Origin of the sequence: Methylobacterium thuringiense (assembly GCF_022179645.1) — a bacterium.
In the GTDB taxonomy this organism is placed as follows: domain Bacteria; phylum Pseudomonadota; class Alphaproteobacteria; order Rhizobiales; family Beijerinckiaceae; genus Methylobacterium; species Methylobacterium thuringiense.
This window is the reverse complement of the sequence record NZ_BPRA01000023.1, coordinates 16,543-39,366: the sequence shown is the minus strand read 5'-3', so window position 1 is coordinate 39,366 and position 22,824 is coordinate 16,543. Positions and strand designations below refer to the sequence as shown.

Here is a 22,824-nt window from a genome sequence, read left to right as displayed (position 1 = left end):
CTCCGGTCTCGGGGTGACATCCCCGAGCGGCCTGGACCTCGAGGCGTTCTGGGCGAACCTGGCCGCAGGCCGGCCCAGTTTCACGCCCGCCGAGGAACTGCCCATCGCCCGCACCACCGAGAACGGATGGGGACGCTTGTTCTCCACGAAGAGCCGCTCGTACTGTGCGTCGAGGCTCGTGAGGCCGCCGCCGCCGTTGCCCAGGATCACGGCGATCCGCTCGGGCGCCACCGAGCCGGGCACCAGGCCGGCATCCGCGAGCGCACGGCCCGCCGCGGAGACCGCGAGCACGGCATTGCGGTCGCAAGCGCCCGGGACCGGGATCGGAAGGCCCGACAAATCCGTTGCCTCGTCGATCTCAGCCGCGATCACGCCTGAATCCGGCAGCGCCCGGGCCGGCGTGAAACTGGGCCGGCCTGCGGCCAGGTTCGCCCAGAACGCCTCGAGGTCCAGGCCGCTCGGGGATGTCACCCCGAGACCGGAGACGACGACGGCGTTCATGCTCTCCGGGCCTTGGCAGCGAGAGCGGAACGGATCAGATCGACCACGTCACCGAAGGTCGTCTCGTCGGCCGACTTGGCGTTTGCGTTGAAATTGATCTCCACGCCAAACTGGTCTTCGATTTCGAAGATCACTTCGACAAGATCCAGAGAATCGATCTGCGCTTCGGCCATGGTCGTCGCAGCAGTCCAGTCCGCGTCCTGAGTCTTGAGATACTTGCGCACGATCTGGAAGAGACCGGCTTCGACATCATCACCCCCCGGCAGGGAGGCCTGGACGGGAATAACGGCTTCGACGGAAGGGATCATGGCACGGCTCCGATTTGGCTCATGCATCGATTGCCATTGTTAGACTTCTCCGATCAAGCTTTATAACAACCATTAACTCTATAACGATTTTTATAGTAAACCTCTGGAGCGCGCCTCCGATCGACAATTATACACGCTCTGGATGACTGTGAACTATTTTAAAAACTTCTCGTAACTGGCACCAGACGGCGGCAGAGCTACTGAATCTCCCCCGGTTTCGCGAACACAGATTTGGCTCGCGTCCCGTTCCGCCTGCTCGCGCGTGATGCCGCCGAGAGCCGAGTGGATGCGCCACCGGTCGCAGCGACCTTCGATGCAGGCGAACAGGTCGCGTCCGGTCTCATCCCGGGTCATCGCGATGTGTTCATACCAGTGGCCCTGACGGCCGACGCCTTCAGCTCCACCCCCGGCGCCAGCGGCGACGCGCATTCACGCTTGCCGGCGGCCGAGTGCGGGAGAGCCGAAGCCGACTGCCGTCGATATCACGCCATGGCATCTCTGCTCGGCCGGGTCGGCTTCGTTTGCGCCGCAAGTTCACGGCGGGGCCGCAGATCGACGGGCCTGCCTGCAGCGCGCCGCGTCCGTTCAGGCGGCCGCGCGCGTCGGGTCTGCGGCTACTGGACCGAGGACGGGGTAGCCCTGCAGGTCCGGCTGCGCCCGCAGCGGGGTCAGCACGAGGTGCCAGTGCAGGGCGACGCGGGCCGCCTCGCTCGCGGCCCAGGCCGTCGTGTAGGCGTATCCCGGCAGGTCGAGGGGCTTGTCGTCCCGATACACCGTCCAGCGATGATAGCCCGGGTTCGCCGGGCAGGCTGCGGTCTCGATCCGGTACCGGCTGGGCTGTGACATGCCGCAAGCGTCCCCAAACAGCGTTTCGTCGATCTCTCGGCGACGACGCAGACACCCGGATTTCCGAGTTGAGCGGTCCGGACAATTTCGCCGACGTCGGGTCCTGTCAATGATGCGGGGTCTGCGCCTCAGTCCATGTGAGGTATTTCCGGCCTTGATGTCTCGGAGTGTGACTGATCAAGCTGTTGCTGTTCTCGCACAAGGTCGATTTTCGGCTTTTCATGCGTACGGTTTCGGACGCATCGACTGTATTGGTGTGAGGGATATCGAACAATTGCGAAGGCGGGCGGTTCTCCATGTCCATAATAAACATCAGGAGAAACGTCCGATGCGCATCACCACGCTCACCCTCGCCGCCACCCTCGCCCTGTCGCTGACCGGAGCCGCCTGCGCCCAGGGCGCACCGGGGGGTAACGGTTCGGGCGGCAACGTCACCGGCGGCTCAACCACCAATTCGTCGGCCGCGGAGCCCGGCAACGCACCGGCCAATGGCGGCGCGATGAAGAGCGGTGCGGGCACCACGGGTGGTGCGATGAAGAAGGACGGGGCCATGGAGAAGGAAGGCTCCATGAGCAAGGACGGCGGCGCGATGAAGAAGGCCAACTGAGCCGGCTTCGCACTCTCTGCCGCGAAGGGTCGGGCCATGCCCGGCCCTTTTTCGTGGATCGACGAGCCGTCGAGCCGGATACGCGGCGCCGGCCCTCCGCCACGCGTACTCTCCGAACGTTGCGGATCTCCCTGGCGACAACGGAGAGCTGTATCCGGCGACGCGAATAGGTGGTCCCCCCGTACCGGACGGTGCGGCGTCGGAATCCGGGATCGAAGACCCTGCGAGCCTCGCTATGCTCGTCGCCTTCTGCCGCACCTGCGACGGCGTGGGGAGCGCCATGGCAGACGGCGACTGGACCTTGGATTCCGCGAGCGGTGACGACGCGCTGGGCGCTTCGCTCGGCGGCAATGACGACGTGGTCGCCGCGCCCCAGGGCATCACCTCCCGCCTCGGCGACAGCTTCGGGGCGCTCGTCGCCGGCATCATCCTGATCCCGCTCGCCTGCGCCGGGCTGTTCTGGAACGAGGGCCATGCGGTCAAGGTCGCCCGCGCTCTCGACGAGGTCGGGCGTCTGGTCCACTCGGTCTCCTCCGACCGGCTCCACCCGCCCTGAAGATTTCGCCGGGCTTGCAACACCGCTAAAACCTTCCATATGCCATCCACACGGATGGTTTTGGGATGGTATCGATGAAACAGGCAGCCACGAAGGCTGGCGACACCGAGAAGATCACGATCAATCTCGGCTACGTCGACCTCGGCCATATCGACCTCCTCGTCTCGGAGGGCGTCTACGCCAACCGCAGCGATTTCATCCGCACCGCAATCCGGAATCAGATCGATCGGCATGCCGAGATCACGCGGCAGTCGGTGGCCCGCAAGAGCGTCGAGCTCGGGTTGCGGCATTTCCGGCGGGCCGAGCTCGAAACCCTGCAGTCGGCCGGCGAGATGCTCGACATCCGGGTGCTCGGCCTCGCAGTGATCGCCCCCGACGTGCCGGCGGAGCTCGCCCGCGCCACCATCGCCTCAATCGAAGTGCTCGGCAGCTTGCAGGCGAGCCCGGCCGTCCGCGAGGCGCTGGCCGACCGAGTGCGCTGATTCCTATCGGTTTTTCCCCTTCATCGGCCGGCATGTGGTGCTTCGGGTGCCACGCCGAGCCTTCGCAGAAAGCGTTTTCGATGACCGAACATGCCTTCAAGATGCCGAACCTCGCCGATCTGGCGGAGGCCACCCGTCTGACGCAGGCTGGACGGCTGCAGGACGCTGCGGCGTTGATCCAGCGCGGCCTCTCGGATCAGGCGCCTGCCTCCCGCGCGACACGTCGGCAACCGCAGACCATCGATCTCGTCGCGAACGAAACCGCAGCCGCGACGGCGAAATCGTCGCGCCCCGAGCCCGTGGAGTCCGACATCCATGCCGCGATCCTGCCCGGCCGCCTGCGTGAGGGACTGGCTCAGGTGTTGAAGGGCTTGCGCGGGATCGCTCCGGTTAAAGGACTGGGTGGTCTAGATTTCCCAGGGATGCAGCCCGAAAACCGCGGTCCGGTCGATCCGCGCTTCGTCGAGCGCAACTTCTCCAACGCTGCCGGCGCGCGGGAGTACAAGCTGTTCATCCCCACCGGCCACACGGGGCCGCGTCCCCTCGTGGTGATGCTGCACGGCTGCACCCAGTCGCCGGACGACTTCGCCGCCGGCACCCGCATGAACGAACTGGCGCAGCAGGATGGGATCTACGTGGCCTATCCGCGTCAGATCCAAGGCGCCAACGCTCAGAAGTGCTGGAACTGGTTCCAGCCCAACGACCAGGGCCGCGAGCGGGGCGAAACCGGCATCATCGCCGGGCTGACCCGGGCGATCCTCGCCGAACACCCGATCGATCCGGCGCGGGTCTACATCGCCGGCCTCTCGGCCGGCGGCGCGAAGGCGGTCAACGTCGCCCGGGCCTATCCCGATCTCTTCGCTGGCGTCGGCGTCCATTCGGGGCTGGCGGCCGGCTCGGCCCGTGACCTGCCCTCGGCGCTGATGGCGATGCGGGCCGGAGCGCCGGGCTCAGAACTGCCCGGCGGAGGCTCGGGCTTCGGCACGGGGCAGGCGACGGATGCGGTGCGCGTGCCGACCATCGTGTTCCACGGCGCGAGCGACGCCACCGTAAGCCCGAAGAACGGCGACGAGGTGCTGGCCCAGGCCGGCATCACCGCGTTATCCCCGCGCCGCGAAAGCGGCACACAGGCCGGCGGCCATCGCTATGTCCGCACGCACTACGCCGACGGACAGGGACGCGTGCAGGTCGAGTCCTGGCGCATCGACGGTGCAGGCCATGCCTGGTCAGGCGGCAGTAAGGCGGGGAGCTATACCGACCCGCTCGGCCCCGACGCCTCCCGCGCCATGCTCGACTTTTTCGCGGAGCACCGGCTCGGCGATCTGCGCCGCTGAACGGTCAGGACCCCGGCGCGACGGCGACGTTGTCGATGAGCCGGGTGCGACCGAGATAGGCCGCCACCAGCACGCGGGCGGGACGTTCCACCCGCGTGACGGGGCTCAGCGTCTCGGCGTCGCGCACCGCGAGATACTGTACCGGCCCGAAGCCGGCGGCCTCCAGCGTTTCGAGGCCTTCGGCCAGGAGCGGGCCGGCCTCGCCCCCCGCCGCGAGGTTTTTTGCGATACCCTCGAGAGCTGCATGGAGGCGCGGCGCCACGGCTCGCTCGACCGCGCTGAGGTAGCGGTTGCGCGAGGACAGGGCGAGGCCGTCCGCTTCCCGCAGCGTCGGCAAGCCGGCGATCGACACGGGCATGTCGAGGTCACGGGTGACGCGGCGGATGACCTGAAGCTGCTGAAAGTCTTTCTCGCCGAAGAGGGCGATGTCGGGTTGGGCCTGATTGATCAGCTTCGTCACCACCGTGGCGACGCCCGAAAAATGGCCGGGCCGAAAGTCGCCGCACAGCCCCTCGGACGGGCCGTCGAGTTCGATCCGGCTGGCAAAGCCCTCCGGGTACATCGTCTCGGCGGTCGGCACATAGGCCGCATCCGCGCCGGCCTCGGCAAGCGCCGCGAGATCGGCATCGACGTCGCGCGGATACCGCGAAAAGTCCTCCGTCGGCCCGAACTGGGTCGGGTTCACGAAGATGCTCGCCACCACCCGTCGCCCGAGGGTCTTGGCATAGGCGACGAGGGCGCGGTGGCCTTCGTGCAGCGCACCCATGGTCGGCACGAGCACGATGGTGTCGCCCCCTTCGCGCCACGCGCGGACCTGATTGCGCAGCGGAGCGACAGCTTCGAAAACGACGGGGATGGGCGTGGGCAAGGCGGCGGCTCCTGTCTTGGCCGCCGATGTAGGTGTGGCGCCCCGCCTACGCCACCGCGTCCCAGGTCTCGGTGATCGCCCTGCCCGCATGCGAGAGCCGCGCGCGCAGCACGACGTCGCCGGGGGGGAGCGGGTTCGGCGGGCGGTACTCGGCGTAGAGGCGCCAGCCCCCGGTCTGCGCCACACGCTCCGTGAAGGGATCGACGAAGGCGCCGGCGCTCGCCGAGAGGGCAACGTCGATCTGCGCGTTCGGGTCGGTGGGAAGCCCCTCGCCCGCGAAATCGATCACGTAGAGGCGGCGCTGGGGGCTCGGCGGGTTGGTCGGGCGCAGGCGCTCGGCCGAGCCGACGCGGGTCGAGACCACGCGGGCAAGCGTACCCGGCAGCAGGGCCACCGGCTCGGCGCCCACCGTGGTCAGGCCGTAGGTGAGGTCGAGGGACTGCCCGGGCACGACCTTGGCCGTGGGCACGAAGGCGGCGACGATGTTGTCGGTGTACTCCTCGCGCGAGGGAATCTCGAAGAGCTGCACCGCGCCGGATGCGAAGGCGGAGCTGCCCGCCTCCGGCTTCACCCAGAGTCCCGGACGGTCCTCGTGGCGAGCCTGGACATCCAGATAATCGGAGAAGCGCCGGTCGCGCTGGAGCAGGCCGAAACCCTGCAGCGGTTCGGTCTTGAACGCCGAGATGCCGGTGGTCTTGCGTCCGTTGACGAGGGGCCGCCAGAGCCGGTCGCCCACCGTCTCCACCACGAGGCCATCGGAATCATGCACCTGGGGACGGAAATCGTCGAAAGGCTCGGCCCCGCGGGCGCCGGCACCGTTCTCACCGTGCAGGAACATGCTGGTGAGCGGCGCGAGGCCGAGCCGCGCGATCTCGCGGCGCGGATGCAGCGAGGCGGTGACGGCGATGTGCGCGGGATCGCCCGGCGTCACCACGAAGCGGTAGGCGCCCGACAGGCTCGGCCCGTCGAGCAGCGCCAGGATCGTGATGTCTTCGGAGTTTTCGCTCGGTTCGAGGATCCGAAACGCCGTGAAGTCGGGAAACTCCTCGGTGCCCGGCCCGAAGGTGTTCACGGCGACGCCGCGCGCCGAGAGGCCATAGACCTGGCCCTTGCCGCGCAGGCGGAAATACGAGGCGCCGAGAAAGACCAGGAATTCCTCCTGCGCTCCCGGTTTGGCCGCGTCGAACCCGAAATTCAGCCGGAATCCGGCATAGCCGAGAGACGGCGGAAACGTCCGCCCCTGCAGCGCGGGGCCGAGATCAAACAGGGCGGCATCGTAGTCGAGCCGACGCGACGATCCGTCTCCGGCCTGCAGCGCGATGTCGACGCGTTTCCTCTGCAGGAAGCCGCGGTGGAAGGGCTGCAGTGAGAAGCGTGGGCCGAGCGTGACGGTCTTTTCCGGCCGGAAGACGATGCGCTGATAGGCGTCGTAGTTCAGCGCCGCGAGTTCCTGGGGCAGGTCCTCGGGTGCCGGGCGATAGGGGGCAGCGGCCGCCGCCTTGGCCCTTTCGACGAAGCTCTCATAGGTCGCGGGAATCTCCGGAAGAGGGGGAGCGGCAATCTGCGCCATCGTTCGGGCACCATTCAGGTCGAACGCACTAGGCAGGAGCGTGCCCGCTGCCGAGGCGAGCGACGTCCGCAACAATCCTCGCCGCGAGAAGCGAGCCTCCCGGGACTCGTCTGTCCGGGCCGAAGCACTCTCGGGGCGCTCACGCATCCATCTTCCCTGTCCGGGTGGGTGGTCCCGGTTTCTCATCGAGCCCTCGCGACCCGCATGTCCACCTCACCTTTGTCGCACGAAGCTCCCGGGGTCGAGGGACCGGCTCCCAACGATGCCGAGCGTCCTTCGTTCCTGCTGCGCCGCCTCGCGCTCGCCGTGCCGACGCTCGCGACCACCGCGGCGATCGCCTGGGCGGCGATCCATGCCTTCGGGGTGCCGGCCGGGGCGCTCGCCTGGAGCGTGCTCGTCCTGTTCGTGCTGGCCATGGCCTGGCAGGTGTTCACGGCGTGGCAGTACGTCTACGGCCTCGGCGCCGCGCTGATGGGCGACCGGGTGAAGTCGGCACTGGAACAGCGCTCCGAGACCATTACCCCGCACGCCACCGGCCTGACGCGCACCGCGGCTGTGGTCGCGATCCACGCCGAGGACCCGATCGCGGTGTTCGCCGCCGTCCGCGTAATGGCCCGCTCGCTTCAGCGCGCTGGCGGCGACGGCTCGGACATCGACCTGTTCGTCTTGTCCGACACTCGCGAGGGCGCGATCAGCGCGGTCGAGGAGCACGAGTTTTCGCGCATCCAGGCCTGGGCCGAGACGGAGGGCCACGGCATGCCCACCATCCGCTATCGCCGCCGCGACAAGAATTTGGGGCGCAAGGCCGGCAACATCGCCGAGTTCTGTCACAGCTACGGCGACGAATACGACTTCATGATCGTGCTCGACGCCGACAGCCTGATGACCGGCGCCACCATGCGTCGCCTCGTCCGGCTGATGGAGGAGAATGCTCGGGCCGGGCTGATCCAGACCGTCTCCTACGCCGCCGGCCGCGACACGCTGTTCGCCCGCATCCAGCAATTCGCCGTGCGGCTCTACGCACCGCTGAGTCTCCGCTGCCTCGAGACCTGGCAGGGACCGGACGGATCCTATTGGGGCCACAACGCAATCCTGCGCATCGCTGCCTTCGCCCAGAACGCCGAGCTTCCGGTGCTGTCCGGCAAGGCCCCGCTCGGCGGCGAGATCCTCTGCCACGACATCGTCGAGGGCGCCCTGCTGCGCCGGGCCGGCTGGGACGTGCATCTCCTGCCCGAGATGGGCGGCACTTGGGAGGAGATGCCGACGAACCTGATCGATCTCCTCGGCCGCGACCGCCGCTGGTGCCAGGGCAACCTGCAGCACGGACGCGTCGCGCCGATGCCCGGCTTCGGCTGGGCCAGCCGCTGGCACATGATCGTCGGCATCCTGATGTATCTCGCCTATCCGATCTGGGTCGCCTTCCTGGCGCTCGGCACGGTGCAGGCCGTGCGGTCGGGCGAACTCGGCCTCCTCGGCTACGGGCTGACTGGCAGCACGGCGGCGGCCCACATCCTCGCCGCCCTCGTCTTGACGGTGATGGCGCTACCGAAACTCCTGAGCCTTGGCTACGTGCTGGCCTCGCCCGAGCGCCGGGCGTCGTTCGGCGGCACCGCATCGCTCCTGAAAAGCGCCGCGATCGAGCAGGTCACCTGGATTCTGCTCTGGCCGGTGATGGCGCTGTTCGCCTCCGGCGCCGTGCTGACGACGCTCGCCGGCCGCGTGGTCCGCTGGGATTCCCAGGCGCGCGACGACCGCCGGGTGCCGTGGCGCGAGGCCTGTCGCCTGCAGAGCGACGGGATCGTCGTCGGTCTCGCGCTGACCGCGCTCCTCGCCTACGCCGCCGATCCGTGGCTCGCGCTCTGGATGGGGCCGGTCGCCCTGGCACTGCTCGCGAGCCCGGCCCAGAGCGTGCTGACCAGCAGCACGACCCTCGGCCTGCGCTCCAAGGCCGCCGGGCTCTTCCTCACCGAGGACGACACGCGGCAGGCTCCGGAACTCGCCGAACTGCACCACGGCCGGCTGCCGGTGCCTGCTTCGACGGCGCCGACCGGAGCCACCGCGTGGATCCCGGCCGTCGACGCGCCGTCGTCCCGGTAGAACCGACGGCTACTTGTTCAGCACGTCGATCGGGTTGGTGCGCTCCTTGGGCGAGGGCTCAGCGGTGAGCGCGCTGCCCTTGCTGCCGCCGGTGGCTGCACCCTTCGGCGCGGGGTCGCCGCCGTTGGTCTGGGCGGGCACCGTGCCGCTGGCGAGTTCGAGGCAGGTCACGGTCTCGACGTAGGACGGGAAGCCACCGGCCTCCGACTGCTTCGAGCATTGCGCCTTCGCATCCGGGCTGAACTCGCCCCAGCGCTTCGTCAGCTCGTCATGTGCCTGGCGTTCGGAGCGCAGGCAGCCGTCCTGGCTCTCCTTCTCGCTCAGGCCCACCTGGACCCGGCCGGACGAACGACAGGTCTTTTCCACGTCGAGATCCGGGGGGCCTTCGGCAAAGGCCTGCCCGGCCAGCAGGGTCAGCCCGAGGGCGGCGCACAGTCTCGGGATCGGGTGTCGCATCGTGTCGGCTCCGGTGGATTTGCCCGGACAACGCGCGGAATCCGGAAACGGCACCGCCTCTCGGTCAGCGCGCTTCGTCATGCGCCACCCGCAGCGCCTGATCGAGATCGTCGAACAGGTCGGCCGGGTCCTCGATGCCGGTTGAGAGCCGCAGGAGGTCGGACGGGCAGGGCGTGCCCGGCCCCTCCACCGAGGCGCGGTGCTCGATCAGGCTCTCGACACCGCCGAGCGAGGTGGCACGCTTCCAGAGCTTCACTGCCGCCGCGGTCTCGATCGCCGCCGCTTCTCCGCCCGTCACGCGGATCGAGAGCATGAACCCGAAGCCGTGCTCCATCTGGCGTGCAGCGATGGCGTGCCCCGGATGGTCGGCCAAGCCCGGATAGAGCACGCCGCTCACCAGCGGATGTGCGGCGAGGTGCTCGGCCAGAATGGCGGCGCCGGCGGCCTGCGCGCTGGCGCGCAGGTGCAACGTGCGCAGCGAGCGCATCAGCAGATAGGCCTCGAACGGCCCGAGGATCGCCCCCCAGCTGGCCCGGATCGCGGTGATCCGCTCCCAGAACGCGTCTGCCCGCGCGCAGGTCAGCACGCCGGCGATGACGTCGGAATGGCCGTTCAGGATCTTGGTGGCCGAATGCATCACGATGTCGGCCCCGAGTCCGAGGGGGCGGGTGTGGATCGGCGAGGCCGCGGTCGAATCGACGGCGAGCCGGGCCCCGGCCGCATGGGCGATCTCGGCGGCGGCGGCGATGTCGGTGATGGTCCAGAGCGGATTACCCGGCGTCTCGATCCAGACGAGTTTCGTTTGTCCGGGCCGGATCGCCGCCCGGATCGCGTCCGGCGTTTCCGTATCGACGAAATCGACGGAGAGCTGCAGGCGCGGCCCCTCCTGGTTCAGCCAGCGCCGCAGGCCCCAGTACATCACGCGGGGCGCGATAACGTGGTCGCCCGGCCCCAGCGCACAGAAGAGCGCCGCCGCCGCCGCCATGCCGGAGCCGAACAGCAGCGCGCCTTCGGCCTCCTCCAGCATCGCCATGACGCTCTCGGCCTCCCGCACCGTGGCGTTGTCGGCGCGGCCATACGAAAAGCCGGAGGTGTAGGCGTTGTCCGGGTCGCGCTGGAACGTGGTCGAGACGTGGATCGGCGCCACCACCGCCTTCGTCACCGGATCGATCTGCCCCATCGCTTGTGCGGCGCGCGTCCGTTTCGCGTAAGCAGCGGCCGGCTCGTCGCCCAGCTCCGCTGCATCCGGATCGGGTGGTTGCGAGTTGGAGGGCATGACGTCGCTCCGGGCGGTCTTGTGTGACGGGACTGCCTTGGGCGATGCGGGCCGCCGGTGCAACGGCCGCGACTCTTTCAGGACCACGAACACCACATGACCGACCCTTTCGCGGTGCCTGCGCGCCCCGTGCTGCCCACACTTCCCAGGATCGCAGCCACGATCCTACCCGTTGCGCTGGCCACGGCCGTCGGCTCGCTCTCGACCGGCTCGAACATCGAGGGCTGGTATACGACGATCCAGAAACCGAGTTTCAACCCGCCGAACTGGGCGTTCCCGGTCGCCTGGACCATCCTCTACACGATGATCGCGGTCTCGCTCTGGCGGCTGCTGGGGGCGCGGCCCGTGGCGGGACCGACGGGCCGCGCCTGGTGGCTGGCACTCGCCGCCTTCCTGATGCAGCTCGTCCTCAACGCCGCCTGGACGCCGGTCTTCTTTGCCGCCCACGCGATCGGCGCCGGGCTCGTCGTCTCGCTGGCGATGCTGGTGATGATTTTTTGGACGATTCGCCTGTCCTGGCGCTTCGACCGTCTCGCGGCGTGGCTGCTGGTGCCGTACGCGGCCTGGGTCTCGTTCGCGACCCTGCTCAATGCCGCGATCTGGCAGCTGAACTGAGCGGCACGCGAGCCCGACGAAAGCCGCGAACCTCAGCCCGCCTGACCCGGCACTTTCGATGTCTCCCCGACCACACCGAATGCGTCGAGGATCTTGTCGAGGGCCTGCTCGACGGCCTCGGTGCCCTCTTCGTGGGTCTTGAGGCGGGTTTCGAGCCGCTCGATCTGCGGGGCGAATTCCAGCGGTACGCCGGCCTCGTCGCCGAGGAACTCGGGCTTCGGCTCGCCGACCGTGTAGATCGAGCGGAGCTGCTGGCCGAGATGGTCCCGCACCGGCTCCGGCAATGTGGTGTCGTCGTCGCTGGTCATGGCCGCTCGTGCCTCGGATCGCTGGCGCGTCCTTCGAGCAGCTTAACGGGCGAGGTGGTAAAGCGTTGCGCCGATAGGCGCGAAAACCGTCGACCAGTCGACAATGCGGCAGGTATTCCGACATGAAAAGCCCCGGCGCGGAACGCCGGGGCTTTGTCGATCAGGCTTCGAACGCGTCGATTACAGTGAAGCGATCAATTGAGCACTTCGACGATGTGACCACGGCTGTCGACGAGCACCGGGGTGTCGTTGACCACGGTGTAGCGGGTGCCGCGGGCGACGCTGTACTCGTTCGGCACGTCGTAATAGGTCACACCGGCACTCGGCAGCGCCGAGCCGACGGCGACGCGGCCGTCATAATCGTAGGAGCGAACGTTGCGCTCGCGGACGTAGGAGCGGAAGCGCGGACGGTCCTCGACACCCAGGATGCCGCCGACGGTGCCCGTCGCAGCGCCGACGGCACCACCGACGATCGCGCCGATCGGACCAGCCGCATCGCCGCCTTCCTGCGCGCCGCGCTCGGCACCGCGGACGGTGCCCTGGGCTTGCGCGGCCATCGGCAGCGCCAGGGCGAAGGCGGAAACAGCGAGAAGGGTCTTGAGCTTCATGGCAGGCAACTCCGTTTCGAACATCCCGCTACGCAGCAAGCGGTGCGGACATGGCCCGGTAACGTCGCGACCTCGAAAAGGGATGCATCGAAAGATCGAGAAGGACGACCCTTCTTCGGGCAGTCCCCAGCCCGCAAAAGTCTTCTCGAAGGCCGTCGACCTGTAGGGAATTCCGCCGACCGACCACTCCCGGCGTGAATCTCAGGGTCGATCCCGGATCGTCATGCCCTGCGGCGACGCCATCGGGGACGTTCGCTGCGGATCACGCGTCCTTCGGCATCGCCGATTGGATGAACCGGTCCGAGCCGAGGTCTTCCTCGTCATATCCGAGAAGTTCGGCGAGGCGGCCTCGAGCACGGCTGACGCGGCTCTTCACGGTGCCGACCTTGCAGCCCATGATGGTGGCGGCTTCCTCGTAGGAGACACCTTCGGCGCCGACCAGCACGAGAGCCTCGCGCTGGTCCGGCGGCAGCTTGGCCAAGGCGGTCTGCAGGTCCTCTACGTCGAGGCGGTCGCCCTGGTGCGGGGCGGTGGCGAGACGGGCGGCGTAGGAGCCGTCCTGATCCTCGACCTCGCGCACGCGCTTGCGGTGGTCCGAATAAAAGATGTTACGCAGGATCGTGAACAGCCAGGCGTTCAGGTTCGTGCCGGGCTGAAAGCGCGCGCGGTGCTGCCAGCCCTTCATCAGCGTGTCCTGGACGAGATCGTCCGAGCGGGCCGGGTTCGAAGTCAGCGACAGCGCGAAGGCCCGGAGCGACGGTACGGCCGCGAGCAATCCGTTGCGGAACTCGGGATCGACCCGCTCGCCCTGAGCTTTCAGGGCCGCTTCGAGCTTTTCGATGAGGTCGGCAAAACGGGCGGTGACCGCATCCGACGTGCCGAGCGTCTCGTAGACGGTCCGCAACTGGTCGCCGAGATGGGTGCGGATGCTGGCCGAGAGGTTCGGACGACCCTCGGCGCTGTCCTCGGCGGAATGATCGAGGGTGGCGTCGGTCTCGTTGCGGCTCATGATGCTTTAAGCGTGCTTCGATCGGTGGGCGTCGGGCGGCTCGGTCCGTGTCTCCTGCGAGACGGGCGGAACTCTACCGCATCGCAGAGCCGAGCGCATCCCGAGGGGCGGGCTCGGCGACGAGCTTGGCCGGTCTTTCCGACTTTTTCGAGCCGGCGTTGCGCGCGGACACGCCATCTGTGACCGTCGAGGCCACCTCGATGACCGTCCGGCGGCGGAGGCGCCAGGTCGGCGGACGGTCGTTACGGGGCCGTCAGTCGCAACCGCAGGGCAGAGCGACCGCCACCGCGCGCCGGCCCGGCCTGAGCAGCCTCACGGCGCCGTCCTTGAACACCACCGTGTCGCCGCGGGCGAGCTCTGTCCAGGTTTCGTCGCGGGTGAGCGCCCGGGTCGCGATCATGGTGACGACGTCCGTCTCCTTGGTCTCCTGCGCGAAATCGACCCGCCAGTCCTCGTCGATCAGGGTCGCGGTGCCGAAGGGAGCGCAGCGGGTGAGGTAGCAAAGGCGCTTGCCGCAATGGGCGTAGAGCACCCGGCTGTCCGATAGCAGCATGTTGAAGACGCCGAGCCCGTTGAGGTCGAGGCAGAGCTCGGCGACGGCGGCGTCGAGCTGCGCCAGCCGTGGCGGTTTCGCCCAGCGTTCTTCGAGCCGGGACATGATCCAGCAGAAGGCATACTCGCTATCGGTGGAGCCGATGGGCTCGAAGCGGCCGAGGGGGCGCTTCTTGATGCCCTTGAGTTGGCCGTTATGGGCGAAGGTCCAGCGCCGCCCCCACAGCTCCCGGCTGAAGGGGTGGGTGTTCTCGAGGCTGACCCGGCCGCGATTGGCCTTGCGAACGTGTGCCACGACGATGCGGCTCTTGATCGCATAGCGCTTGAGGAGCTTGGCGAGTTCCGATTGTGCGCTCGGATCGGGATCGTGAAACGAGCGGCAGCCGCGTCCGCCCTCGTAGAAGGTGATGCCCCAGCCGTCGGCATGCGGCCCGGTCTCGCCGCCGCGTTTCGCCAGTCCCGCGAAGGAGAAGCGGATGTCGGTGGGCACGTTCGCGCTCATGCCGAGCAGTTCGCACATAGGGACTTCTAGGGCTTGTGTTTTTCGCGGGTTGAAGCCCCGCCGGTGTAGAGCAAGGGCGTCCGGGTTGAAAAGCGCCGGGGACGACCGTCAGTGGTGCGGCGGCGCGGGTGCGGCCCCCGCGACGACGAGCCCCGGAAAAAACCGCCGCGCCAGCGGCTGCAGCCCGATCGCGAGACCCGCCACGCCGACGAAGGCCAGGGTGTCGACGAGGGTGATCGTGAAGGTGCCGCGCAGGGACGGCGTCACGAGCCAGGCGAGCGCCAGCATCTGCACGGCGAGGGCCAGCGCTGCGACGAGGCGGGCACGGTATTCGCCGGGTTTCAGGGTCGTGGCGGCCGCAAGGACGACCACGGCGCCGGCGAAGACGGCGAGCGTCCGGCCCCCGGCGTTGCCGCGGGCTGCGTACCAGGCGGCGGCCTCGGTCAGGTCGGTGGGTCGCAGGATCAGGGCCTGCACGATGTGCATCGCCGCCCAGATCGCCAGGAGGATGGCGAGCGGGGTCAATCGGTCGAGCCGCCGTCGCGAGGGGCCGACATCCGGCGGGGCGACGAGGATCGCGGCGCTGAGCGCGAGGCTGCTCCAGCCTGCCATCAGCAGCAGGCCGGATAAACTTGAGGAAAACTGCGCGGAGGCCGCCATCACCAGATCGCCCGCCATCAGCGATCCGAACAGCATGTGCAGCCCGAGGCCGAGCACGGCGCGTCCGTCGTCGATGCGGCCGGCCTTGCCCCAGGGTTCTCCGCCACGGCGGGCGAAGAGGATCGCCAGCGCGATCCACACGGTGAAGGCAATGCAGACGCGGGCGAGCACAAACGGCGTGGTGAACCAGATCGCGGCCAGGGGGCTCGGCTGCGGCGCGCCCGCCGCCCAGGGATAGAGGACCGGCAGGGCGAACAGGATCGGCAGGACGAGGCAAGCGGCCACCGGCATCAGCGTGAGCAGCCAGCGCAGGGTCTCCAGCAGCGCCGTCTCCGGCTGCGGCCGCCAGGCATCGGCGCGCTCGACCATGATCGCCACCGGCAGCGCCCCCGCGGGCAGCGCGAGCAGGCAGAGCCAGGCGGGGAGGTAGGAGACCATCCCGCCCCGCCAGCCGCCGAGGAGGAAGGCCAGCGACAGGGCCGCCGCGCCGATACCGAGCCCGACGGCAGCTCGCCGCCGCGGATCGAGAGCGAAGGCGCGGGCCGTCCGCGGCAAGGCCGTCACGGCGCGCACGCGCGCGCCGGCCAGCGATCGGCGGTGAGCGTCCGGGCTCATCGCGGCACCCGGCGCATCGCCGACGGCCGCCCCGCATCCGCAGGGAGGCCTGCGAGACGCCGGGCGATGCGCTCGGCATCGTCCATGCCGTCGCGGATCTCGGCCGTCAGGCGGAAGCGGTTCCGGCCGGAGCGCGGAAAGCCGGGTCCCTCGATGGCCGTGCTACGCTGCGGCAGCCGGCTGCGCACGAGGAGCGTGACCAGGATCGCCAGCGTACCCGTCGCCAGCGCCACAGCGACGCTCGGCAGGACGAAGAACGGCCAGGACGCCTGCAGCCGCGCCCCGGTGCCGAGCGGCGACAGCCAGAGTGCCCCGGCGAGGCAGAGCGCCAGAAACCCGAACCCGCCGGCGAGCGAACTGACCAGCGCCGTGCGGCGGATCGGATGCTCCACCGGTCGCAGCGCTGCGAATACGCCCGGCATCGGCACGGGGCCGCAGGCATCGAGGCGGAAACCGCGATCGCGCCCGAGCAGCGCGGAGACGGCGGCCGCCAGGGATTTCTCGGTTGCGAAGGCCGCGCCGATCTGCCGGATCGGGACATCCGTGTCGTCCGGCCCGGCCGCCACCGCGGCGGTCGCCTCGGGCGCGTTGTGGGCGATGGCGAGCTGCCGGGTCTGGGCGATCGAGACGATCGGCAGGCTGCGCAGAACGAGGAGCAGCAGCGCCAGGAACAGCCCGATCGACCCCGCGAAGGTGACGACGTCCCCGATCCCGGGCACGTTCGCATCCGCCGGGAGCGGCACGGCCTCGCTCTGCAGCGAGACGACGAGGAGCATGACGTGGTCGGCATAGGTGCCGATGGCGACGAGGGCACCGACGAGCGCGATGAGCAGGCCGGAGCGGCGGGCGCGCGGCAGCCAGAACACCTGCACCGGCAGCAGACCGCAAACGACGATCGTCCAGGAGATCCAGGCGAGGTCGCCGTCGACGCCGCGTGCCACGATCCCACGGGCGACGGCGTCGCCGTGGAGCAGCGTCGAGAGCGTCTCGGCGACGTGGCAGTAGAGGCTGGCGAGCCCGAGCACGAGGATCATTCGAGACAGGACGTCGAGGTGGCGCCGGGTGATGAGGCCGCCGAGGGCGTAGACGGCGCGGATAACCACGATGAGTGCGCCCGTGATCCCGACGCCCGACAGCACTGCGCCAACGAGGAGCGTGACCGGCAGCAGAGTGTCGTGCCGGCCGGGCGGTGCCGAGCCCGCAAGTTCCACCGAGGCGCCGGCCTGAAGCACGATCACGAGCAGCGCGCCGAGCAACGCGATGGCGCGATAGGCCTCGATCCAGCGCTGCCATTGCACGGCCGAGCCGCGCCAGCCCACCGCAAGAAGGCTGAAGACCCGCGCCCGCAGCAGAGACGGCGGGCGTCCGGCGCCATCGCCTTTGGCCCGGGCTTGCGCCGCTTCGACCGCGCCGTCGCGCAGGGTCGCGAGATCGGGCAGCAGCCCGACATACCAGAGGCCGGCACAGACCACGATACAGCAGGCGAGGCCCGTCGCGTCCCAGGCCGCGGGCGAACCGAACGGTGGAAGGAGACCGACGGCGCCGCGCCAGGGCAAGGCCGGATCGAGCCAGCCCGGTCGGCCGAGAGGCAGCAGAGCGTAGAACCCGGCCACGATCGCGCCGAGCAACGCGACCGTTTCCGCGATCCGAATGACGGCGCAGCGCCACTCGACGCCGGCGAGCAGCAGCACCGCGGAGACCAGCAGGCTGCCGTGGGCGATCCCGACCCACCAGTCGTAGCTGGCGATGGCGAGCGCCGAAACGACCGGCGTCGCCGCGTTCCCAGCCCAGAGATGGACGAGCGAGACGGCAAACACGACGATGAGCCCGCACGCCCCGGCGAAAGCGATCCACCAGTGCACGGGGGGGGACGGAGCGAGCACGATGCCGGTCACAGTCCGACCGATGCCCTCGACGGTCTCGTCGGCCGCGATGATGCGTTCGCCGTAGAGGCGCTGTTTCGGATGCTGGACAGGGTTCGCCGACATTGCGCTCAGCCGGTCCTGCCATGCGCCGGGACAAGTCCTCCTGAGGACGGTCCCCGCGATCCCGCGGTCGCTACGCCCATCCGAGGCCCGCCGTGCCTGGGCATGACGGCGCGGAAACAGGCCCGCCGGCGCAGGTCTGCCGACGGTTCGTCATCGCGGGATCGATCTGGGGCAAGCCATCGGTTTCCGTGAGGTCCGGACGGTAATTCGCACCCCGGGCGGACCCTAGCGGTACCGGGCTCATCCAAAAAGCCGCCCAGACCGAATCTCCAACATGCCGCACGGCCCTGCCGTCCCATGCCCGCGCTTCCCTGAAATCCTGCGATCCTCTAAGCCGCTCCGGACATGATGCGTATCGAATACCACCATCAAAGCCGTAGGCGGCCTGTCGATGGAGCGTGATCCGATCCTGTTCGCGTGGTCCTCTGCGCGGCGGCAGCACGCGACGGCCGTGGCGCTCGGGGTCGGCCTCGGCGCGCCGCTCGCCCTGTTCGCCCTGCTCTGCCTGCGCGACCTGATCTGCATGCTGAGCCCAGGCCAGTCCGGGCCGTTGCCGTTCCTGGCCCTTGCACTGCCGTTTCCGGGCGAGCCAGCGCGGCTCTTCCCGATCGCCTCCGGTTTCCGCTTGAGCGAGGACGGGCTCGAACTCGCGGCGCTCGTCGGCCTCGCGGCCTCGGCGCTCGCCTTCGCCGGGCTCGGCTGGCTCGTCGCCCGGGTCTGTTTTTCCGCGCAGGCCCGGGCGGCGACCCGCCTGCGCGCCGCCGCCACCGACGCGATCCTGCGGGCGCCGCCGGGCGCCCGCGAGGACGTGAGGGCCCTGCCCGCCCTGATCGGTGCGGCGCTCGCGGGACTGCCGGCCGCCGGCATCCTGGTGCCGGCCATGACGCTCGCCGCGATTCTCCTGGCGCTCCTCACCGCCGCGCTCGCGGCCCCGCGTCTCGTGCCGGCGGTGGCGATCGGCCTGTTCGCCATCGGCCTTGCCCGTGCGCTCCAGATCCGCCGCGGCAGCGACCGCAGCGACCTGCGCCAACGGGAAAGAGCGGCTGCGGAGGCCGGGCTTGGCGACCTGATCCTCAGGATGCCGGCGGTGCGCGCGCACGGCTCGGCGATGTTCGAGCGACGGCGGCTCGGGCTGCGCGCCCGGGCGACCCACGGCACCCTGGCGCGGGCGGAGGGCGCGCTGGCCTATGCACGCGCGCCGGCCCTCGCCCTCGCCGTGCTGCTGCCGGCGATCCTCGTGGCGACGGCGCTCTGGCGCGGTCCGGGCGAGCCCGTGCAGGCCGAGCGGGTCCTGCCCGGCGCGCTCGCGGCGGCGGCCGGCGCCTTCGTGCTGGCCGCCGGCCTGGTCACGGCCTTCCTGCGGCTGTGGTTCCTCCGGATCGAGGTCACGCCCACCTATCGCCGGCTGGCCCAGACCCTCGACGGCCTGACCGACAAGCGCCCGGCCCAGCATCGCCGCGCGGCCTTCCCGGCCTCGGGCGCCTTGAGCGCCGCCGACGTGGGCGCCTACGATCCGGCAAGCGGCGAGCGGCTCACCGGCCTCGCGGCCCACCTGCGCATGCCCTCCCATGTCGCCATCGTGGGCGGTCGCGGCAGCGGCGCCCAGGCGCTGGCGGCGCTGCTCGCCGGCCAGATCGAGCCGAGCGTCGGCGCGATCACCTATGGCGGCGTCGACCTGCGCAGCCTCGACCCCTCCGAGCGTGCCCACCGCATCGCCTTCGCCGGCTCGGAAGCGATCCTGATCGAGGGCACACTCAAGCAGAACCTGCTCTACGGCGCGCGCACCGACGAGCGCGAGGCGCTGGGCGAAAAGGGCCGGATCGCGCTTCTCAAACTCTCTGGGCTCGATGCGCTCATCTATGCGCGAGGGCTCGAGGGGACCATCGACCCGGACGACGAGCCCGCCGCCGCCGCAGCGATCGTCGCGGCCCGCTCGGCGGTGCGCGAGGCGCTCGCCGCACAGGGCATGGCCCGTCTCGTCGAGCCGTTCGATCCGGCCCTCTACAACCATCAGGCGGCGGTCGGCGAGAACATCCTGTTCGGCGAGGCCGTCGGCCCGACCTTCTCCGAGGAGCGCCTCGCCCGGCATCCCTACCTGCGAGCGGTCCTGGAGGCGGAAGGACTGACCCGGACCTTCGTCGAGATGGGGTTGAGCATCGCCCGCTCCACCGTCGAGATCTTTTCGGATCTGCCGGACGACCACCCGCTGTTCGATGCGTTCTCGCTGTTTCCGGCACGCGAGCGCGGTTTCTTCGAAGACCTGATCGCCCGCCAACCCGACGGGCGCAGCCGCCGGCGGGGGCCCGCTGGGCAACGCGACCGCGAGCGCCTGATCGGCCTGACCCTGCGCTACAGCGAGACCCGCCACCGCTTCGGCCTGATCGATGCGGAGCTGGAGGAGCGGATCGTCGCGGCACGCCGCTCCTTCGCGCGCCTGATGCCGCCGAAATTCCGTGAAAAGGTCGACCTCTACGATCCCGCCCGCGTCACGGCCGCCGCCAGCCTCGAAGAGAACGTTCTGTTCGGGCGCATCACGCAAGGGGAGGCGGGTGCCGAGGGGCGGGTGCGCACCCTCGTACGCCAGGTGCTGGCCGAGCAGGGGCTGGAGCCGACGGTCTACCGGCTCGGCCTCGCCAGCCGTGTCACGTCGAGCGGCCCCGGCACGGCATTGGCGCGCCGGCAGGGCCTGAGCGAGGCCGGCATCGGCCCGCGCGAGCGCGTCGCCATCGATCTCGTCCGCTGCCTCGTGCGCCGGCCGGATATTCTCGTCGTCGGCCTGCTGCCGGACGAGCGAAAGTCGGAAGAGATCGCTGCGCGCATCATGCGTCTGCGCATGATGCGCCAGGGCATGGGCCTGATCGTCTGCCTGCCCGACACCGAGACCCTCGGCCGGCTGCCACCATTCGATGCAGTCCTGACGGTCGCCCGCAACACCGTGACGGTCTCGGTCGACGCTGTTGCGGAGGATGCCGCCACCTCGCACGCGGCCTGATTGGCGCCTGCAGGCGTCGGCGGACCGCGCGTCAGCGCCTGCCGTGCTGCGGCCCGATATGCAGGAAGCTGCGTTCGCCCGTCGCCGCCTCGGCGACGTGCTGGATGGTGTCGAGAAGTTCGGACATGGTCTTCGCGACCGGCGGCCGGAACCCGGCTTCAGGCGTGACGCTGCGGCGAGCGGTCCGTCCCGCGGCGACCTGAGCCTCGCTGAGTGCGTCGAAATCCCGGCTGCGAGTCATGGCCTGCCCATACGAGTCCCGTCGGGAGACAGGTTGGCGGTGCTATGGTTGATGAATGGTTAACGGAGAAAGCAGGAAGCGCTCGGGGCCGGTCGAGGACACCGGGGCGGTCACGGCGTGAAATCCGTCGGGCAGGGGAAGCGGTACGAAGGAGCGGCCGTCTCCGAGACGTGCTCGCGCGTCCAGGCCTTGGCGTATCCGCGCACCGCGTCGTTGTCGTCTGCGGATTCTGGAAGCCGGCCATCCATTCCGAGCCGAAGCGGTAGCCGCCTTCGCCAAAAGCGCATCCCCGCGGGTCGGCAACCGCCGCATCCCGAACCCGATCCGGGGCCCGGCATAACGACGTCGCTAAGCGTCGAAACGTCTGCGCCGTTCGAATCGAGCCGCTGGCGCGGTCCTTATTTGCGCTGGGTCCCGGATCACCTTCCACTGCGTTCCAGGCGTCCGGGAAAGGGCCGTGGTATCGAACGGACCGACCGGAATCGGCATCAAGCCGCAGTCGATCAGTTGAGGTAGGCGCGGATCGTGACGGGGGCGAGCATCTCGCCGTCTTCGGTGACGATCCAGGGCTGCTTGGAGGGGTCGGCCAGCACCCGAGCCGCGGCGCTCAGCGCCTCGCGCAGGCTCGCATAATGCGTCGAGATCGCGCGCGCCGCGCTTCCGGCGAGGGCGGGCCACACGGCGAGGTCGGCGGGCCGGTCGAGTGCTTCGGTTTCCATCACGTCTGTCCTTCCCGTCACGGGAATATCTTGCGATCCTGCACGAATCCGAAACCCGGTCCGTCGCAGCCCGACCCGCTCACACTCGTCCCGGATCCTTGAACGGACCGTGACGCCGGCAGCCGGGTTCGGTTCAGATTGGCCATGTTGCATTGCAGCGACAGGGTGGCTGTGCGGCATAGCACGTTGTCCGGCCCGGCCGCGGGGACGGAATAATTGCCGGCGCACCGCGTCCCGACCATCGATCGTGTTCATCACTGAGCAGTAAAAACAGGTCCTTCGTGACGAGCAGCAATCCATGCCTACGAATATTGCCGGTCACCTGAGGCTATAGCGCTGTTCCGTGCGCTGCCGCACACAGCAACACGCCGAAACATTTCTGCGACAATCCGCCGGCGAGCGAACCGGATCCCTTGGCGCGACCACGACGTTGCAGCGCCAGACATCCAGATTGGAGATGATGTTTATGAAGCGTCTTGCTCTTGCCTCGACGGCCCTGGTCGCCGCGTTCGCCTTCATGCCAGCGAGCGCCGATGCGCAGGGCTTCCGGGGCGGTGGTTTCCGTGGCGGTGGCTTCGGTGGGTTCCGTGGCGGCGGTTACGGCGGCGGCTTCCGTCGCGCGCGCTTCGGCGGCTATGGCGGCGGCTTCCGTGGCGCTCGCTTCGGCGGCGGTTACGGGCGCGGCTTCTACGGTCGTCGCGGCGGGATCGGCCTCGGCCTGGGCGGCCTCGGACTTGGCGTAGGCCTCGGCCTCGCAGCCGGCGGCCTCTATGGTGGCTACGGCGGTGGCTACGATTACGGTTATGCGCCCGTGGGTTACGGTGGCTACGGCTATGGCTACGCGCCGGTCGGCTATGGTGGTTACGGCTATGGCTACCGTCGGCCTTACCCCGCCTATTACGGCTACGGCTACTGAGGTTCGGCATGGGCTCCGCCGATTGGGAAACCGGATCGGTGGAGCCCTTGTCACGACAGCATTCGGGCGCTCTGCCTGATCGGCAAAAAAAACCCGGCCGTCTCCCATCGAGGCGGCCGGGTTTTCTGTGGGTGAGCGAATAGCGGCGAACCCCCGGCTCATCGCCCTTCGGTCTCATACTGTTTTCCGATTGACCGA

At 69.3% G+C, this 22,824-nt stretch carries 24 protein-coding genes; 8 read left to right on the top strand and 16 right to left on the bottom strand.

All coding sequences use genetic code 11. The features are described 5' to 3' along the window. From MFF07_RS19865 to MFF07_RS19850, 4 genes are all read right to left on the bottom strand, one after another. Positions 1-501 (bottom strand): beta-ketoacyl synthase N-terminal-like domain-containing protein (locus tag MFF07_RS19865; RefSeq protein WP_283206836.1); only part of this gene is annotated, 501 nt, incomplete at its 3' end. Continuing rightward, positions 498-809, bottom strand: a complete 312-nt coding sequence (locus MFF07_RS19860) for an acyl carrier protein (protein ID WP_238232760.1) — start codon at positions 807-809, stop codon at positions 498-500. The genes MFF07_RS19865 and MFF07_RS19860, both read right to left, overlap by 4 nt. Positions 810-962: 153 nt before the next feature. Then, positions 963-1,238: a hypothetical protein gene (locus tag MFF07_RS19855; protein WP_238232762.1), complete on the bottom strand. Its 276-nt coding sequence runs from the start codon at positions 1,236-1,238 to the stop codon at positions 963-965. Positions 1,239-1,394: 156 nt separating this feature from the next. Continuing rightward, positions 1,395-1,655 (bottom strand): hypothetical protein, encoded by a 261-nt coding sequence (locus tag MFF07_RS19850; protein WP_238232759.1) that lies wholly within the window; start codon positions 1,653-1,655, stop codon positions 1,395-1,397. 328 nt (positions 1,656-1,983) lie between these two features. Here MFF07_RS19850 and MFF07_RS19845 point away from each other — a divergent pair, with 328 nt between their 5' ends. The 4 genes from MFF07_RS19845 (at position 1,984) to MFF07_RS19830 (ending at position 4,634) form a co-directional block, all read left to right on the top strand. Beyond that, the gene (locus tag MFF07_RS19845) at positions 1,984-2,262 is read left to right on the top strand and encodes a hypothetical protein (protein ID WP_238232758.1); all 279 of its coding nucleotides are present in this window, start codon (positions 1,984-1,986) and stop codon (positions 2,260-2,262) included. Positions 2,263-2,497: 235 nt separating this feature from the next. Further along, complete coding sequence (locus MFF07_RS19840; protein WP_238232757.1) at positions 2,498-2,818, top strand: hypothetical protein; 321 nt, start codon at positions 2,498-2,500, stop codon at positions 2,816-2,818. A 65-nt stretch (positions 2,819-2,883) separates the two neighbouring features. Next, the gene (locus tag MFF07_RS19835) at positions 2,884-3,300 is read left to right on the top strand and encodes a ribbon-helix-helix domain-containing protein (RefSeq protein ID WP_147817678.1); all 417 of its coding nucleotides are present in this window, start codon (positions 2,884-2,886) and stop codon (positions 3,298-3,300) included. Positions 3,301-3,380: 80 nt separating this feature from the next. Next, on the top strand, positions 3,381-4,634 hold the full coding sequence (locus MFF07_RS19830; RefSeq protein WP_238232756.1) for an extracellular catalytic domain type 1 short-chain-length polyhydroxyalkanoate depolymerase: 1,254 nt from the start codon (positions 3,381-3,383) through the stop codon (positions 4,632-4,634). A 4-nt stretch (positions 4,635-4,638) separates the two neighbouring features. Here MFF07_RS19830 and panC read toward each other — a convergent pair whose 3' ends face one another. Continuing rightward, positions 4,639-5,502 (bottom strand): pantoate--beta-alanine ligase, encoded by an 864-nt coding sequence (gene panC / locus MFF07_RS19825; protein WP_238232755.1) that lies wholly within the window; start codon positions 5,500-5,502, stop codon positions 4,639-4,641. A 46-nt stretch (positions 5,503-5,548) separates the two neighbouring features. Further along, a complete protein-coding gene (locus MFF07_RS19820) occupies positions 5,549-7,072 on the bottom strand; it encodes an OpgD/OpgG family glucan biosynthesis protein (RefSeq protein ID WP_238232754.1) in 1,524 nt (507 codons plus the stop codon). 204 nt (positions 7,073-7,276) lie between these two features. Here MFF07_RS19820 and mdoH point away from each other — a divergent pair, with 204 nt between their 5' ends. Then, positions 7,277-9,169, top strand: coding sequence for a glucans biosynthesis glucosyltransferase MdoH (gene mdoH / locus MFF07_RS19815; RefSeq protein WP_147817674.1), 1,893 nt, complete (start codon positions 7,277-7,279; stop codon positions 9,167-9,169). A gap of 9 nt (positions 9,170-9,178) precedes the next feature. On the opposite strand, the gene MFF07_RS19810 is transcribed toward mdoH, so the two are convergent. Further along, positions 9,179-9,625 carry a hypothetical protein gene (locus tag MFF07_RS19810; protein WP_147817673.1) on the bottom strand — a complete coding sequence of 149 codons (447 nt, stop codon included), beginning with the start codon at positions 9,623-9,625 and terminating at the stop codon, positions 9,179-9,181. Positions 9,626-9,689: 64 nt separating this feature from the next. Further along, positions 9,690-10,901 (bottom strand): trans-sulfuration enzyme family protein, encoded by a 1,212-nt coding sequence (locus tag MFF07_RS19805; RefSeq protein WP_283206835.1) that lies wholly within the window; start codon positions 10,899-10,901, stop codon positions 9,690-9,692. 96 nt (positions 10,902-10,997) lie between these two features. On the opposite strand from MFF07_RS19805, the gene MFF07_RS19800 reads away from it, so the two are divergent. Next, positions 10,998-11,516, top strand: a complete 519-nt coding sequence (locus tag MFF07_RS19800) for a TspO/MBR family protein (protein ID WP_147817671.1) — start codon at positions 10,998-11,000, stop codon at positions 11,514-11,516. Positions 11,517-11,548: 32 nt separating this feature from the next. Here MFF07_RS19800 and MFF07_RS19795 read toward each other — a convergent pair whose 3' ends face one another. The 6 genes from MFF07_RS19795 to MFF07_RS19770 all read right to left on the bottom strand — a co-directional run bounded on the left by MFF07_RS19795 (position 11,549) and on the right by MFF07_RS19770 (position 17,758). After that, positions 11,549-11,824 (bottom strand): hypothetical protein, encoded by a 276-nt coding sequence (locus tag MFF07_RS19795; RefSeq protein ID WP_147817670.1) that lies wholly within the window; start codon positions 11,822-11,824, stop codon positions 11,549-11,551. Positions 11,825-12,018: 194 nt separating this feature from the next. Further along, positions 12,019-12,432: a DUF1236 domain-containing protein gene (locus tag MFF07_RS19790; protein WP_147817669.1), complete on the bottom strand. Its 414-nt coding sequence runs from the start codon at positions 12,430-12,432 to the stop codon at positions 12,019-12,021. 262 nt (positions 12,433-12,694) lie between these two features. Further along, positions 12,695-13,441 (bottom strand): sigma-70 family RNA polymerase sigma factor, encoded by a 747-nt coding sequence (locus MFF07_RS19785; protein WP_147817668.1) that lies wholly within the window; start codon positions 13,439-13,441, stop codon positions 12,695-12,697. Between the two features lie 253 nt (positions 13,442-13,694). After that, positions 13,695-14,513 carry a class II glutamine amidotransferase gene (locus tag MFF07_RS19780; RefSeq protein ID WP_147817667.1) on the bottom strand — a complete coding sequence of 273 codons (819 nt, stop codon included), beginning with the start codon at positions 14,511-14,513 and terminating at the stop codon, positions 13,695-13,697. Positions 14,514-14,603: 90 nt separating this feature from the next. Continuing rightward, positions 14,604-15,770, bottom strand: a complete 1,167-nt coding sequence (locus tag MFF07_RS19775; protein ID WP_238232753.1) for a hypothetical protein — start codon at positions 15,768-15,770, stop codon at positions 14,604-14,606. Then, positions 15,767-17,758 (bottom strand): quinol:electron acceptor oxidoreductase subunit ActD, encoded by a 1,992-nt coding sequence (locus MFF07_RS19770; protein WP_238232752.1) that lies wholly within the window; start codon positions 17,756-17,758, stop codon positions 15,767-15,769. Before MFF07_RS19770 ends, MFF07_RS19775 begins: the two co-directional genes overlap by 4 nt. Before the next feature lie 391 nt (positions 17,759-18,149). Here MFF07_RS19770 and MFF07_RS19765 point away from each other — a divergent pair, with 391 nt between their 5' ends. After that, positions 18,150-20,750: a P-loop NTPase family protein gene (locus MFF07_RS19765; protein ID WP_238232751.1), complete on the top strand. Its 2,601-nt coding sequence runs from the start codon at positions 18,150-18,152 to the stop codon at positions 20,748-20,750. 31 nt (positions 20,751-20,781) lie between these two features. On the opposite strand, the gene MFF07_RS19760 is transcribed toward MFF07_RS19765, so the two are convergent. Together MFF07_RS19760 and MFF07_RS19755 are read right to left on the bottom strand one after the other, a co-directional pair. Further along, positions 20,782-20,991, bottom strand: a complete 210-nt coding sequence (locus MFF07_RS19760; RefSeq protein ID WP_238232750.1) for a hypothetical protein — start codon at positions 20,989-20,991, stop codon at positions 20,782-20,784. 503 nt (positions 20,992-21,494) lie between these two features. Further along, a complete protein-coding gene (locus MFF07_RS19755; protein WP_238232749.1) occupies positions 21,495-21,710 on the bottom strand; it encodes a hypothetical protein in 216 nt (71 codons plus the stop codon). A gap of 466 nt (positions 21,711-22,176) precedes the next feature. Between MFF07_RS19755 and MFF07_RS19750 the strand changes: the two genes are divergently transcribed. Then, on the top strand, positions 22,177-22,626 hold the full coding sequence (locus tag MFF07_RS19750; RefSeq protein WP_238232748.1) for a hypothetical protein: 450 nt from the start codon (positions 22,177-22,179) through the stop codon (positions 22,624-22,626). The last annotated feature ends 198 nt before the right edge of the window (positions 22,627-22,824 follow it).

Coding starts and splice junctions, on each gene's coding strand:
- MFF07_RS19860 (WP_238232760.1), bottom strand. CDS start 809: ATGATCCCTTCCGTCGAAGCCGTTATTCCCGTCCAGGCCTCCCTGCCG.
- MFF07_RS19855 (WP_238232762.1), bottom strand. CDS start 1,238: ATGCGCGTCGCCGCTGGCGCCGGGGGTGGAGCTGAAGGCGTCGGCCGT.
- MFF07_RS19850 (WP_238232759.1), bottom strand. CDS start 1,655: ATGTCACAGCCCAGCCGGTACCGGATCGAGACCGCAGCCTGCCCGGCG.
- MFF07_RS19845 (WP_238232758.1), top strand. CDS start 1,984: ATGCGCATCACCACGCTCACCCTCGCCGCCACCCTCGCCCTGTCGCTG.
- MFF07_RS19840 (WP_238232757.1), top strand. CDS start 2,498: ATGCTCGTCGCCTTCTGCCGCACCTGCGACGGCGTGGGGAGCGCCATG.
- MFF07_RS19835 (WP_147817678.1), top strand. CDS start 2,884: ATGGTATCGATGAAACAGGCAGCCACGAAGGCTGGCGACACCGAGAAG.
- MFF07_RS19830 (WP_238232756.1), top strand. CDS start 3,381: ATGACCGAACATGCCTTCAAGATGCCGAACCTCGCCGATCTGGCGGAG.
- MFF07_RS19820 (WP_238232754.1), bottom strand. CDS start 7,072: ATGGCGCAGATTGCCGCTCCCCCTCTTCCGGAGATTCCCGCGACCTAT.
- mdoH (WP_147817674.1), top strand. CDS start 7,277: ATGTCCACCTCACCTTTGTCGCACGAAGCTCCCGGGGTCGAGGGACCG.
- MFF07_RS19810 (WP_147817673.1), bottom strand. CDS start 9,625: ATGCGACACCCGATCCCGAGACTGTGCGCCGCCCTCGGGCTGACCCTG.
- MFF07_RS19805 (WP_283206835.1), bottom strand. CDS start 10,901: ATGCCCTCCAACTCGCAACCACCCGATCCGGATGCAGCGGAGCTGGGC.
- MFF07_RS19800 (WP_147817671.1), top strand. CDS start 10,998: ATGACCGACCCTTTCGCGGTGCCTGCGCGCCCCGTGCTGCCCACACTT.
- MFF07_RS19795 (WP_147817670.1), bottom strand. CDS start 11,824: ATGACCAGCGACGACGACACCACATTGCCGGAGCCGGTGCGGGACCAT.
- MFF07_RS19790 (WP_147817669.1), bottom strand. CDS start 12,432: ATGAAGCTCAAGACCCTTCTCGCTGTTTCCGCCTTCGCCCTGGCGCTG.
- MFF07_RS19785 (WP_147817668.1), bottom strand. CDS start 13,441: ATGAGCCGCAACGAGACCGACGCCACCCTCGATCATTCCGCCGAGGAC.
- MFF07_RS19780 (WP_147817667.1), bottom strand. CDS start 14,513: ATGTGCGAACTGCTCGGCATGAGCGCGAACGTGCCCACCGACATCCGC.
- MFF07_RS19775 (WP_238232753.1), bottom strand. CDS start 15,770: ATGAGCCCGGACGCTCACCGCCGATCGCTGGCCGGCGCGCGCGTGCGC.
- MFF07_RS19770 (WP_238232752.1), bottom strand. CDS start 17,758: ATGTCGGCGAACCCTGTCCAGCATCCGAAACAGCGCCTCTACGGCGAA.
- MFF07_RS19765 (WP_238232751.1), top strand. CDS start 18,150: ATGGAGCGTGATCCGATCCTGTTCGCGTGGTCCTCTGCGCGGCGGCAG.
- MFF07_RS19760 (WP_238232750.1), bottom strand. CDS start 20,991: ATGACTCGCAGCCGGGATTTCGACGCACTCAGCGAGGCTCAGGTCGCC.
- MFF07_RS19755 (WP_238232749.1), bottom strand. CDS start 21,710: ATGGAAACCGAAGCACTCGACCGGCCCGCCGACCTCGCCGTGTGGCCC.
- MFF07_RS19750 (WP_238232748.1), top strand. CDS start 22,177: ATGAAGCGTCTTGCTCTTGCCTCGACGGCCCTGGTCGCCGCGTTCGCC.